This window comes from Bacteroides sp. L10-4, from assembly GCF_013373675.1.
In the GTDB taxonomy this organism is placed as follows: Bacteria; Bacteroidota; Bacteroidia; order Bacteroidales; family Bacteroidaceae; genus Bacteroides; species Bacteroides muris.
Genome location: NZ_JABXJH010000042.1, coordinates 15,487 through 29,423, shown reverse-complemented (window position 1 = coordinate 29,423; position 13,937 = coordinate 15,487). Strand labels below are relative to the sequence as shown.

The window sequence follows — 13,937 nt, the reverse complement described above, 5'->3', positions numbered from 1 at the left end:
ATGGCAGAAGGAAACATAAGATTAGGAAAGGTTGCTTTCGTGGATAAGGGAACTTATTCAGCAGCTACCACATATAATACATTTGATTTCATTACTACGGATGATAGTTGCTATCTCTGTATCAAGGATGGGAATAAAGGACACGCTTTAACCGAAACTACCTGGTGGAAATGTATAGCTCGTGGAACAACAGCCACAGCAGCAGCTAAAAAGGCTGAGGATGCTGCTAAACTGGCTAATGAAAAAGCTACAGCAGCCGATAACGCAGCAGGTAGGGCAGTAGAGGCTACCAACAATGCTAACGCAAAGGCTAATGAAGCTCACGAAAAAGCGGAAGAAGCCAATGTTGCTAAAAACAATGCAAATGAAGCTACTGGCGATGCAAGGGTAGTTATTGCACGTTTGGAAGAATTGGAAGAATCGCTTATATCAAAATATAAGCTGATCCCTACTTCCATGAAGCTAAATTACCCGAAAAAAGTTACTTACAGGAATACCCATCCTTTCAAAGTTGAGGTAGAATTACTTCCCGTAGATACTGGTAGGAATGTATTGTTTCTCGGTGATGATCGGGCGGTGTCTATCACTCCTGATGGCGTATTTATGATTAACGGTGTAGGTATGAGCAGAATCCATGTTGTTCCAACTGAAAATACAGCATTATACCAAACAATTCAGATCATTGTAGAAGAGCCAGGAATGAGATTTATATCTGGTAGGGGTATTCGCTTCTCTGGATCTGGAGGTATCAGATTAACTTAGTAAAAAATGAATGTTGAACTATTAAAAACTTATTAATTATGGCACTTACAGCAGATGAAGAAGTAAAGGTAAGACAAATTATTGCAGCTTACAATAATGGGAAAAGATTGAATGAACTTCCTATAGCGGATGGCTCAAATCCGTTTGGTTTTATCACTGAGGTACTGGATAGTGATGGAGAATCAAAACAAGCAGGTTTGGCTGCTATGCTTCCTTATGTAGAAGAACAGTGTAGCTATGGTGGTGAATTGGATCTTTCTGTTTCCTCTTCGGTACTAACCAGAACGGGGAATGTCACACTGCATAAAACATTACCTATCCAGAGTAAAATGAGAGGCTGTTTGTTATCGGATAATGGTACTGTTATAGAATACCTAAATCCAAACAACTGGAGAGCGCACAAGTTGGATGGCTCTAATGGTATGGTAATGGTAGAAATTCCGGATCACTGGAGAAGATTTTATACCAATGGCAATAAAAGAGGTGTACGGATCAGCGAATACCCGTTACCTGGTTATCATTTCGTGAAAAAATGCTATATCTCAGCTTATGAAGCTACTGTACAAAGAAGCACTGGTAAACTGGCTTCTGTAGTAAATACTTCGGCTGATTACAGGGGAGGGAATAACCAAGCGGATTGGGATGCTTTGCCTAAAACTCAATTAGGTAAGCCAGCTACATATATGAGCCGTACCGCTTTTCGTAATGCAGCTCGTAAACGTGGCACTACTACAGAATGGAACTGTATGGATTATAACGCTTACATTACCCTGGCATGGCTCTATTACATAGAGTACGGAAATCTTAACTGTCAGTTGGCTTTCAATGCACAGAAAGATAGTAACGGTTATGCTCAGGGTGGTTTGGGAAATGGTGTAACTACCTGGGATGGAACAAAGTGGAACAACTTTAGCGGTTATTATCCTATTATCCCTTGTGGTACGAGTGATGAATTGGGAAATGCTTCTGGTGAGGTTGCTTATACTTTAGAAAAAGCAGAAGGAGAAAATAGTAAAGTCTTTACTGTTCCCCGTTATCGTGGTATTGAAAATCCATTCGGGCACGTCTGGAAATGGACGGATGGTATGAATATGGAGGTTAAAACGGATGCCAATGGTGGTACAAGCAAAGTGTTTGTTGCTATTGATCCAGCCAACTATAACGATAGTAATTACAATGGTTATACACTTAGAGGGCTGGCAGCAAGACAAGAAGGCTATACCAAAGAAATGATTTTTGGAGAACATGGCGATTTGATTGCTTCTCTTGTTGGTGGAGGTTCTACTACCTATTGGTGTGATTATTACTATACCTATAAGAATGAGAATCGTATGCAGGGTGTCCTTTTCGGCGGTTATACGTATCGTGGCGTTCTTGCGGGCTTCGGTTATGCGCATACGGCTAACGCCCCCTCGGCTGCGAATGCGCATGTCGGCTCTCGGCTTTGTTTTATCCCTAAAGCGTGAAGCGGTCGGGCTTGACTGCAAAACATAAATAATTGGAATACAAATGAATAAAATAGGTTGGTTGCTGGTGGGTGTCCTTTTCAGCGGTAATACGAATAATGGCGTTCATGCAGGCTTCGGTTATGCGAATACGAATAACACCCCCTCGAATGCGAATGCGAATGTCAGCTCTCAGCTATGGTTTTCTCAAAATAACTCAATAAACGAAGCAACGACCTTACCTATTGGTAGAAGATAACATAACTCATAAAGGTGCTGGTAGGGAAACCGAAGGCTCTGAGTACGAAAAACAAAGAATATGAAGAGATTAAGTAATTTATACGAGCAAATTATTTCACTTGATAACTTGCGCCTGGCTGATGAAAAAGCCAGGAAAGGCAAGTTACGTTCTTATGGTGTCAAACGGCACGATAAGAATAGGGAAGCAAACATACTGGCTCTTCATGAATCTTTGAAAAAAAAGACTTTTGTAAATTCTAAATATGAGGTATTTATAATCAAGGATCCCAAAGAACGGCTTATTTACCGTTTGCCTTATTATCCTGATAGAATCTTACACCATGCTATTATGAATATCATGGAACCTATATGGGTGTCCTTATTTACAGAAGATACCTATTCTTGCATTAAGGATCGTGGTATTCATAAAGCAGCAGCTAAAGTAAAGAAGGCTTTGAAAGAAGATCCAGAACACACTACTTACTGTTTGAAAATGGATATAGTGAAGTTCTATCCAAGTATAGACCATGATATTTTGAAAACAGTACTACGGAAGAAAATCAAAGACAAAGATCTACTTTGGTTGCTTGACGTGATTATAGACAGTGCCGATGGCGTACCCATAGGGAACTATCTAAGTCAGTACTTTGCTAATATTTATCTGGCTTACTTCGATCACTGGATAAAAGAGGTTAAGAAGGTAAGATATTACTTTAGATATGCAGATGATATTGTGATTTTAGGCGATGATTCTAAACAGCTTCACAAACTCCGTATAGAGATTGAAGAATATCTGCATGACAATTTAAAGCTATCACTCCGTAAAGTGGATTCTAAAACTGGAAAAAAGAAATGGAAGTTTCAAGTATTCAAAATTGATAGCCATAGAGGTATTGATTTTGTCGGGTATGTCTTTTATCATACCCATACCCTTATTCGGAAGGGAATCAAAAAGAATCTATGTAGGAAGGCTGCCAAACTGAATAAGAAAACACACATTTCCGATATGGAATATAAGCAAGTTATTTGCAGTTGGTTTGGCTGGGCTAAATACAGTAATTCTAAACATCTATTAAGAACAATAATTAAAAAGCAAGTATATGATACACTACGATTTTAAGCCTTCTAAGTTAGAGGCTAACGGAAATGGTTCTTACACATACCGTTGGGATATTCAGGAAGTTCAAGTAGAAAACCATTTTGGAGAAGCTGGAGATAATGAACAAACGGAAGCCGGGCAAACTACAAAATGGACTTGTAACGAAGTTGTTGTTTGGGGAATGGTTACAAATGATAAGCTGAAAAAGGCAGTTATTACCCATTTGTGGGATTCTGATAAAGAAGCCAAGATTGTCAATGATTATAACGCTGCCCAGCTCGGTATTCTTACTGAAAGATCAGCTACCGATGATTACAAGGAGTATTTGCAAAAGAGAAAAGCTATCAAAGAAATGATAGATAACGATTGTAAGGAACTTAATATTATATTGTGATGAAAAAGTTTAGTGAGTTAGGTGTAACCGTACAGGATGAACGTAAAATGTTCAACTGTAGTCAGGTTTCTATTTCGGACGTGCTGAATTGTGAGATCATTGTAGAAGATTTCATTCCAGATGTAAAGACTTCGCACGGTGAAGGAAGATACCTTGTGAAATTTAAACATAGCAATGGTGCGGATGGTAAGTTTTTCACAAACGCAGCTTCTTTAAAGAAAACTTTGGATCAGATTCCCAAAGACGCTTTTCCTTTCAGCACTACGATAAAAGGGATGAAATGCGGAAATGGTAAGATCTATCAATTCACTTAGTAAACATGAAAATACATTTCAACAACAATGAGATTGATATTCTGGTAGATACAAGCAGCTACCGATATACGGCTTTACAGAATGTAGGCACTCTTTATCTGTACTTTGCCAGTGAAGAGTTCATAAACATTCCCGTAGGAGCTTATTGTATCTACAAGAATATCACTTACTACCTGATGAATCCTAACGACTTCAAGAAGAAAAGCAGTCGGAATTTTGAGTACACCATTGTAATGTATGATATAGGCGCAATATTAGGTAAATACAAATGCCGGGATATTGTTTCTAAGCGTTTGAAATTCGATTACACAGCAAAGCCTCACGAGCATCTACAGTTAATTGTGGATAATCTCAATATGAGAGATAGCGGATGGAAAGTTGGCGAGTGTATAGAAGCTGAGGAAAAGACTATTAACTATAATCACACGTTTTGTAGTGAGGCTTTGCCTAATATTGCTAATATATTTAAAACGGAGTATGAGATAGATCCAGCTATTAAAACGGTACACTTGCGTAAAGTTGAATATAACAAAAATGAACCGTTACCTCTTGAATATGGAAAAGATAAAGGGTTTGTACCTGGTTTGGGGCGATCCAGCCAAAGCGGAAATAGACCTGTTACTATCTTGTACGTTCAAGGTGGAGAACAGAATATAGACTTTAGTAAGTATGGCTCTAAGGAGTTGCTTTTGCCTAAAAATCAAAGATTGGAGTATGAAGGACGTACTTATGTTTCAGATGCAGATGGCTTGTATATAAAACGGGCTGATACACCACTTAGGGATGTTCAAGAGGATAGTTTGGATTGTTCTCATATTTCACCTAAAAGAGTAGGCGGTGTTTCTAATGTTGTTGTTTCCGATAAAGAAAAGAATTTCTATGATTTTATAGATAGTTCTATTCCAAATGATTTGAATTTTGAAGATTGTTTGATAGAGGGTAATACTATGACTGTTATATTTCAGTCTGGTATGCTTGCAGGTAAAGAGTTTGAAGTTAAATACATTCATAAAGAACGCAAATTCTTGATAACCCCCCAAGAAATAGACGGTCAAATTATGCCAAATGACATATACAAACCTAATTTGGGAGATAAATACGCTGTATTCGGAATACAGTTACCAGATGCGTACATTTGCAATAATTCAACAAAAGAAGGTGCAAGCTGGGATATGTTTAGGGAAGCTGCTAAATACCTCTATGAGAATGAAGATCCAAAGTTTACATTCAAGGGAGAACTGGATAGTATCTATTCTAAAAAGCGTTGGCTCTCTATCGGTGGAAAAATAAAATTAGGTGGCTATATACTCTTTAAGGATCCGCAATTCATACCAGAAGGAATAAAGATAAGGATCACCAGTATTAAAGAGTATATACACAGACCTTACAGCCCAATTATTGAATTATCTAACACGACTACTGGAGCTACTATTTCAAGTGAGTTAAATAAGATAGAGAGTAATGAGATCAAGACTGATAACCAGTATAAAAGCTCTATCCAATTCACTAAAAGACGTTTTAGGGATGCAAAAGAAACGATTTCAATGCTGAATGATGCGCTTTTGCATTTCTCAGGTTCCATTAGTCCAATCTCAGTACAAACAATGAGTTTGCTTGTTGGTGATGAAAGTTTGCAGTTTCGTTTCGTGAACAACAAAACCAATCCGACACAAGTAGAATACCTTGTTACCTATGACAACGCAAAGAAAGTGCTTTCGGCTCCAGGAGGAATACTACAGCACATGACTATTGGGATTGATACACTTTCTTCTGGGCATAAAGCCAGTGAGTATAAGTTTTGGGATATTGAAAAATATACTTCTCCAACATTAACAGAAACAGTAGGATATTATCTCTACGTGAAAGCTAACAGAAATGGCACTACTGGATCATACGTTTTAAGTAAAAACGCTATCAAGCTGGAAGGTGTAGAGGGGTATTATCATTTCCTTGTAGGTATTCTAAACAGTGAATTTGAAGAGGATCGTTCCTTTGTCGAACTATTCGGATTTACAGAGATACTTCCAGGAAGAATAACTACAGACAGAATCGTTTCAAGCGATGGGTTAAATTTCATGGACTTTGTGAATAACGCTTTTCGTGTAGGAGATTCAGACAGTTATTTTGACTGGAATACCAGGGGAGATAAAAAATTACGTCTGAGAGGTACAATCGTACAAAGTGAAAGTGGGGATGAAAGCCCTATAGGTTGTTTTCGTTACGTATATGACAACTCTTATACCTATTATTGGGGTGATGAGGTTATCTATGATGATGGTACTGGCTATTCTATGTATCGTTTTGTATCAAAGAATCCCGTTAAAGGTATTTCTCCAAAGAATAGTAACTATTGGATTATTGTAGCCCAAAGAGGTGTGGGTATTTCAAATACAGACGTTCTGTATGCCATATCATCCAATAATACTACAGCACCAACATCCGGTTGGCAGACAACAGCTCCAGCCTGGGAAGATGGATATTACATTTGGAGTAAAACAAAAGTTGTTTATACGGACGGTGATATAGTATATACAGATGCAGCTTGTATCACAGGTGGAAAGGGGGAAACAGGCAATGGTATAAGTTCAATAATTGAGCAATATTATTTATCATCATCTGCAACTTCTCTTTTAAATGGTAGCTGGTCTAATTCAAGCCCAACTTGGAAAAATGGTTGGTATATATGGACACGATCCGTTATTAATTACACAAACGGTAACAGCATTACTACAGAGGCTATTTGTGTTACTGGAGAAAAAGGAGACGATGGTATAAATGGTGATTATTTTGAATATCGGTATGCTGTTAATGGTTCCAGAAGTACACCACCTTCACTGAGTAAAACGAGCCGTAACCCTTCGGGATGGAGTACAACCGTACCAACTGTAGGAAACTTGCAATACTTATGGTTTACAGTAGCAAAAATCAATGGTGAAACAAATTCATTGATACAGAACTGGAGTACGCCAGCTCGGCAAACTCCGTATGATGGTGTGGATGGCAGAAATGGCGATACTGGTCCGACTATGGTTTATCGTGGCATTTATGCGAGTGATAAAGTTTACTATGGCACTTCAAAGCGTGTAGATGCAGTGAAATATAACGGTCACTATTATGTTGCCAGAGTGGATGCCGGAAACGGATATCTAAACCATGTACCTACTGATACAGCTTATTGGAATGATTTCGGTGCAGAGTTTGAAAGCATAGCAACCAACTTATTATTGGCTGAGGGGGCTAATATTGGAGATTGGTTTATGAGTGGTGGAAAGATTGTTTCTACACTTTTGGATGGTAATAAGATTATCCTTGATGCTTCTATGGCTCGGATAATAATAGAAAGCAAGCGTATTTCAGGGGATTATACCTATGGAGGTGAATGGTCGAGCTTTACATATCCATCTTTATGGAAGCAATACGGTCAATCATTAACTAATGAAGAGGAAGAAGGATATGAGTATATTTATTGTAGAACAACAACTAATAACCGTCCTTCTACACCTTCTGGAAAGAATGTATCTGGGTATCTGCCAGATGGATGGACTTATTACTCTCAGGGCGTAAATTCAACTTATCAATATGAATGGATGTCAAGAAGGTATCAGAAAGGGCTTCATTCTAAGATAGAATTGAATGCTGGCAATGGATTAATTGAGGCAAGAAATGATATGGGTGTTTCATATATGACCCCTGGAGGCATTTTCTCAAACTGGGCTAATACAGATGCTGTTTCTGCAACTTTAGGAATAACCAGAAAGGCTGCTATCGTTGGACTTGGTTTTGGTAATTTGGATAAATCTCAGTGGGATAATGAAAATTTTATCGCTGGTATTTATGGTACTGCGAGTAATAGAGGTACTGCCCCTGCTTATGGAGGCTTTTTCCAAAACCTGATGGCTGCTGGATTACTTTTAAATGTCAAATCTATAGATGATAACTCTGGAACAACTTATTTAACAGAATACCAGTCGTTTGTTCTTGGTTTGACAAATAAAGGTGTGACAAAGAATGTTTATTTGCCTAATGATGGAATAGTAGGACGTTTTGTGTTTGTTAAGCAAATAGGTGTAGGACAATTAAAATTTTATCCACGTTCAGGACAATATATACATGATGATAGTTCTGCAAATGATTATTACGATATACCTGAGGGGTGGATGGGAGTTTTTGTTTTTACTCGTTTTATGTTTAATGGCGTACTTCGTCAATGTTGGACGGTAAGTAGATTCAGATTTTAAAAATATATGTTATGGTAGAATATGGATATATAGACGAAAGTGGGTATCTTACATCTAAGATACTGGAAGAATATACAGAAAAATTTCGTGATGATGATGGAGAAATACAAGAGCGTATTATTTCTGTAGAGGAACAAGCGAATATCCTTTCAGGCTTGGGATGGAAACAAGTAGAACTTGTTGATGATACAAAATTGAATTGTCCTCTTTATTATAGTGTACATATTGCTCCTTATGACGCTGGAGATAAGATAAGGTATAAATATGAACAAAGGTTTAATGTTAAGATTGTTCGGAATAAGATAGATGAGTTAAAAGCTTCTCTTACCAGTAATGATAGTTGTATAGGTGATTATCGTATTACAAAGTGCTATGAGGCTTCTCTTATCGGTGAAAGTATGCCTTACGATATATCTGAGTTGCACCAAAAAAGACAGGAAGTAAGGAATGAAATAAATAGATTGGAAGCCTTAATAGTTTCAAATATATAATTTTGTCTTTTGTGGTGTATATATACGCCACAAATAGTATATTTGCAGTGATTATAGTAATGTGTACCAAATACTTTGTAGAAACTCATGGATGATGTAACAACTATTGCAAAAGGAATTAGCGACTGGGGTATGATGGCTATAACGGCAGCTTTTTTCCTTGTTTTATCTGCTGGTTTGATGATAGCTTGTTTTAAGTGGTTTAAATCAATCATTAATGGTATTATCAACAGTACGGATAAAACTATGAATGATTTACTAAATGAAACTCGTGTTCAGAACGAAATGCTTGCGGATATATCAGAAGGATTACGCCCAGAAACTCAATTAAGGATCAAAAATACCTCTTCTACTTATTTTGATTTATCTGTGGAAAAGGTTTGCCGATTGATTAAAAAGATTAGGGAGGAAAACCATATTGTAGATAGAAAGGCTACAGTTGATAAGATCCATAATTTAGTAAGAAACTTACATGAGGACAGAAATAGCCGCTTTGATTGCTATTCTTATAGAGGAAAGAAACTGTCAGATTATACTAATCCCGATTGGGTGGAATGGGTATCAAAAGTTATAGAGAATGAGATTTATAATGAAAATGGTGCAAATAACGGGAGAGCCTATACTAATGTACAAGCTGTATATGAAAATATAAAATTAGATTTCTATCATCGAATAAATAATTAGCTTATGAAAATTTTAATTGATAACGGACATGGTGAAAATACACCAGGTAAAAGATCTCCGAAGTGGTCGGACGGATCACAGTTATTTGAGTGGGAATATGCCAGAGAAATTGCCAGAGGCGTATATAATCAATTACGAGCAAAAGGTATAGATATTGAATTGTTGGTAAAGGAAAATATAGATGTACCTTTGGCTGAAAGAGCCAGAAGAGCAAACGAGATAGCAGCCCGATACGGTAAAACAAAAACGCTTCTTGTTTCTATTCATTGTAACGCTTCTGGAACTGGCAAGGGTACGGGATGGGAAATACATACCAGTCCTGGAAAAACAAAAGCTGATGATTTGGCGCAAATATTCTGGGATATAGCTAACAGAATGTTTGGAGGAACTTGGAAAATTAGAGGTGATTGGTCGGATGGGGATGGAGATTGGGAAAGTAACTTCTACATACTCAAAAAGACTTCATGCCCGGCTGTTTTGACGGAAAATTTCTTTATGGATAATGAAACCGATTGTAAGTTTCTACTATCTCCAGAAGGAAAGGCTCAAATTATCCAGTTACACGTTGATTCAATCCTTAAATACATAGAAGATTATGCGTAAGTTTTTGTTTATTGCGCTTGTTTTACTCATAGGGGCAAATATCTTTCTATTTAAACGATTGGATAGCGTAAAGAAAGAGCGTGATCGCTTGGATAGTAATCAAGCAGCATTGCTTTCAGATGTGGAACACTACAAAACAGAATCAGGGAAAAACGCTACTTCTGTTTTAAGGTTGGAATTGACGAAAAATGAGCTGGAGAAGAAAAACAAGGGTCTTACCAAAACAGTAGATGATTTGAATATAAAGCTCAAACGCATTCAGGCAGCTACAACAACAGCAACCAAAACGGAAATAGAAATAAAAACAGAAGTACGTGATAGCATAGTATATCGCAACCAGCTTGATACTCTTTCAAATTTTCGATGGCGTGATTCTTGGATAGATTTAATGGGAACTATTGACAAAGGGGTATTATCTGCTAAGATAGAAAGTGCCGACACGTTACACCATATCATACATAAGATACCGAAAAAGTTTCTTTTCTTCCGATTTGGAGTGAAGGCTATAAAAATGGAAGTTGTAAATTCAAATCCACACAACAAAATTACATATACTGAATATATAGAGCTAAAAAAATAGCTTTTGTAGAATACTTTTTTCATTTCAGAACGTGCATACTGAGAAGTACGCACGTTTTGTCTATCTTTGTAGTGCCGAATTTATATCGGTGTTGCATTAGTGAAAACCTCGCTTCTTTTTTGTAGAAGTGGGGTTTTCCATTTTCTTTGTAGAAAGCCTAATTATCATACTATTTCTACAAATATTCTACAAAAATCACAATATCCGTTGTAATCCACTGATTATTAGAATTAGAACAAGACTTTCCTAAACATTAGATAGGGGTTCGATTCCCCTCCGAGGTACCACTTTCATTCCATTTTTTGCCCTCATTCTGATGCTTGTTTTTATTCCTCACCGCCTTCACCTCTGTTCTCAATCTCCCTATTCATCGGCTTTTCCGGTGAAAGTGGTTTGGGTTTGTGTTCGCTTTCCCGTTGAGTGACGGGAAGTTGTAGTTTGGCTTGTTGTCAATTTCACTGCAATGGAAAAATGTGGTGGCAACGCAACGGTGATGAACATGGCTGCAAGATTCTGCAAGCTGTTTGCACTGTCACTGCATAACGGTTGCAGCGCTACTGCACAACAGTTGCAGCGCTACTGCAAGTATAGTTGCAGTGTCACTGCAAAACTGTTTCAGAATTTTGCAGTGCTTGTCCTTTGATTCATAATCAGTTGACTGTCGGCAGAAGGTGCTCTGCCAAGGAGGGTTGTACAATTGATGAGATAGGTGCGTTAACGGTTGTGAGATGCGGTAATGCAAAAAAGGAGTTTCACCGGAAAAGCCGATGAATAGGGAGATTGGAGACCGAGGTGAAGGTGATGAAGGGTGAAAATTACTTTTGATGTTATGATTTTGGGCGCTGATTACACGGATTTCGCGTTTATTGGTTGTTCTTTCTGTGAAATCCGTGTAATTCAGTGCTTGAAAAGGTAGTGAACCGGATGTTTGTCCGTGGCAGGTTCTCGACGACTCCCGTGCCTCTGTATTCGCACCGGTCGGCTTGTTTTGTTAATCGGCCGTCTTCTTATATACTTTCAAGTTGGTGACTTTGCTCTTGAACTCTCCGGTTTCTTGCAGCGGGAATACCAGCGTGCGCACGTAGTTCATCTTCGCTTTTCCCTCGTCGAAGAGCCGCTTTTCGATGTTCAACTCCTCTACCACCTTGCCGTTTATCAGCAGGCGGGTGGCTTTGTTGTCACCTTCGATGCCGATGTTCATGCGCTCGCCTTGGTGGATGCGATAGCTGAATGTGTTCAGATATCCGTCGCGGGCAAAGCCCAGCATGCCGCGGATGGGGTCGGCAAGGTAGAAGACGGCGTCGGGCGAGCGGAACAGTATGGTGTTCGGGGTCTCGGCGGCTCCGTCGATGTCGAAGGTGACGCGGTAGTCGTAGCCGATTTCGCGGTGAGGAGTGCGGCTGCTTGGAGTTACGGCGGATTGTTCGTACACCAGTCCCGGCCCGCCTTCGATGCGGCCCAGTTGGTTCACGCCCGGCGCTTCGCTGAGCCGGTGGCGCAGCCTGTCGAAGTCGGCGTAGGGAAGCGTGGTTTTTGCAGCGGTCCACGTCTTGACGGCCAGAGTCTGCATGGCAGGGAAGACGCGGTGGTGGATATCTTTGGTGGAGATTCCGTTTCCTACGTGGTCGTTCCATACGGCGAACATGCCTCCCAGAATGGCGGGGTCTTGTTCCTCAAACACTTCTTTGCCGATGTGGGCAGGCGTCCACTTGTTGTAGAGCATCTCCGTGTTGAGGTAATCGTAGTAGTAGCCGGCCGCAGGTACGATGTATACCATTCCGTCGGGGATGCTGATGAGCTTGTAGCCTTGTTTAGCCATTTCCTTGGGTTGGGCGTAGCCGTTGTACCACGCACTCATGATGACGTTTTCCGATTTCACGGGTGTCTCGCCGTCGGCATGGGTCAGTGCGCCCCATACGCAGGCCTGCTTGCCGAAGCTTTCCACGTAGCGGATGTAATGGTCGGTGAAGGCGCGGAACTTTTCTACGACGTCTTTCTTCTTGTTGGAGTACTCGTCGGTACCGATGTGCACCTTGGGACCACGGAACACGGGAGTATCACCCTCGAGGTATTCTTTGAAGAGTCCGTCCATGAAGGTGTAAGTTTCGGGATTGAAGAGGTCGAGGTGGTCCATGCCATATTCCTTGCTGCCTATTTCGGGCTTGTAGTGGGTGAAGGCAAGTGTGTGGGCGGGAGCATCGATTTCGGGGATAATCTCGACGAAGCGTTGTTCGGCCAGCTTCTGCAGGTCGATGAATTCGGCTTTCGTGTAGTGTCCGTCTTCGGCGGCAAGGCCCGGATAAGTGTCGGACTCAAGACGGAAGGCGCCGTAGGTCTTGCTCCAGTCTTGCTGGAAGTATTGTTTGAAGCCGTTGTCGTTCAGGTGAATCTGCAGGGTATTCATCTTGTAGTAGGCCATTATTTTGACATAGTCTTGCAGGAAGTGAAGGGGGATGAACTTGCGTCCGCAGTCTATCATGAATCCGCGGATGGCATAGTCGGGCCAGTCGCGCAGGGTGCCTTGGGGCAGTTGATGGTTGGGCGTTTGTTCGGCTATCTGGAGCAGGGTGCGTGTGCCCCAATAGATGCCGGTTGGTTCCGGCGCGCTGATTTGCACACGGTCGGTCACTTTAATACTGTAGCCTTCTTTGCCCAGTTTCTTGTCTGTGCGCAATGCCAGTACAAAGTCACCGGCAGCAGCCTTATCTTGGATGACTTCGGGCTTGCAGGCAAACATCGTTTCATAGTCTTCGGCAAAGAGCCGGGCTATACGCAGCAGTTCCGGATCTCCGGAGGGGCAAACGATTCTTGTTTTTGTGGTGGGGACAAAAGTGCCTTCAGCCCCTTTCCACTCCTTTAACTCGGGGATTACAAACGGTTTGGGATTTACAGCTGCTGCCAGATTGGTGCAGACTGATAACAGCAAGAGACATGCTGTGAAAAAACGGTTAACGGTTTTCATGTTGGTATTTTGGGCAAAGATAAAAATAGTTTTGATAAAAAGCACGAAAAATATGTGAGAATCCTGATAGGGCTATGGACTTTGATGTTCATTGTTAATAATTAAGCTATTAAGGGACCATCCAA

Annotated in this window: 13 protein-coding genes; 12 read left to right on the top strand and 1 reads right to left on the bottom strand. The window is 40.2% G+C overall.

Translation table 11 applies throughout. The annotated features are described in order from the left end of the window. From HU824_RS13580 to HU824_RS13525, 12 genes are all read left to right on the top strand, one after another. Entirely contained in the window at positions 1 to 762 is a 762-nt protein-coding gene (locus HU824_RS13580; protein ID WP_016274601.1) for a hypothetical protein, read from the top strand. Between the two features lie 38 nt (positions 763 to 800). Then, positions 801 to 2,228 carry a hypothetical protein gene (locus HU824_RS13575; RefSeq protein ID WP_176469124.1) on the top strand — a complete coding sequence of 476 codons (1,428 nt, stop codon included), beginning with the start codon at positions 801 to 803 and terminating at the stop codon, positions 2,226 to 2,228. 43 nt (positions 2,229 to 2,271) lie between these two features. After that, complete coding sequence (locus tag HU824_RS13570) at positions 2,272 to 2,466, top strand: hypothetical protein (RefSeq protein ID WP_016274603.1); 195 nt, start codon at positions 2,272 to 2,274, stop codon at positions 2,464 to 2,466. 60 nt (positions 2,467 to 2,526) lie between these two features. Next, the gene (locus tag HU824_RS13565; protein ID WP_016274604.1) at positions 2,527 to 3,567 is read left to right on the top strand and encodes an RNA-directed DNA polymerase; all 1,041 of its coding nucleotides are present in this window, start codon (positions 2,527 to 2,529) and stop codon (positions 3,565 to 3,567) included. Then, positions 3,548 to 3,940 carry a hypothetical protein gene (locus HU824_RS13560; RefSeq protein ID WP_016274605.1) on the top strand — a complete coding sequence of 131 codons (393 nt, stop codon included), beginning with the start codon at positions 3,548 to 3,550 and terminating at the stop codon, positions 3,938 to 3,940. The genes HU824_RS13565 and HU824_RS13560 overlap by 20 nt, the downstream gene beginning before the upstream one ends. Continuing rightward, a complete protein-coding gene (locus tag HU824_RS13555; RefSeq protein ID WP_115502139.1) occupies positions 3,940 to 4,254 on the top strand; it encodes a hypothetical protein in 315 nt (104 codons plus the stop codon). Before HU824_RS13560 ends, HU824_RS13555 begins: the two co-directional genes overlap by 1 nt. A gap of 5 nt (positions 4,255 to 4,259) precedes the next feature. Then, complete coding sequence (locus HU824_RS13550) at positions 4,260 to 8,492, top strand: hypothetical protein (RefSeq protein WP_016274607.1); 4,233 nt, start codon at positions 4,260 to 4,262, stop codon at positions 8,490 to 8,492. Positions 8,493 to 8,503: 11 nt separating this feature from the next. Then, positions 8,504 to 8,983: a hypothetical protein gene (locus HU824_RS13545; protein ID WP_016274608.1), complete on the top strand. Its 480-nt coding sequence runs from the start codon at positions 8,504 to 8,506 to the stop codon at positions 8,981 to 8,983. An 87-nt stretch (positions 8,984 to 9,070) separates the two neighbouring features. Beyond that, entirely contained in the window at positions 9,071 to 9,667 is a 597-nt protein-coding gene (locus HU824_RS13540) for a hypothetical protein (RefSeq protein WP_016274609.1), read from the top strand. Positions 9,668 to 9,670: 3 nt separating this feature from the next. Beyond that, positions 9,671 to 10,270: an N-acetylmuramoyl-L-alanine amidase gene (locus HU824_RS13535; RefSeq protein WP_016274610.1), complete on the top strand. Its 600-nt coding sequence runs from the start codon at positions 9,671 to 9,673 to the stop codon at positions 10,268 to 10,270. Beyond that, a complete protein-coding gene (locus HU824_RS13530; RefSeq protein WP_016274611.1) occupies positions 10,263 to 10,850 on the top strand; it encodes a DUF6549 family protein in 588 nt (195 codons plus the stop codon). The genes HU824_RS13535 and HU824_RS13530 overlap by 8 nt, the downstream gene beginning before the upstream one ends. 463 nt (positions 10,851 to 11,313) lie before the next feature. Then, positions 11,314 to 11,493, top strand: a complete 180-nt coding sequence (locus tag HU824_RS13525; RefSeq protein ID WP_176469123.1) for a hypothetical protein — start codon at positions 11,314 to 11,316, stop codon at positions 11,491 to 11,493. Between the two features lie 348 nt (positions 11,494 to 11,841). On the opposite strand, the gene HU824_RS13520 is transcribed toward HU824_RS13525, so the two are convergent. Then, positions 11,842 to 13,812 (bottom strand): family 20 glycosylhydrolase, encoded by a 1,971-nt coding sequence (locus HU824_RS13520; RefSeq protein WP_176469122.1) that lies wholly within the window; start codon positions 13,810 to 13,812, stop codon positions 11,842 to 11,844. Positions 13,813 to 13,937 lie beyond the last annotated feature (125 nt).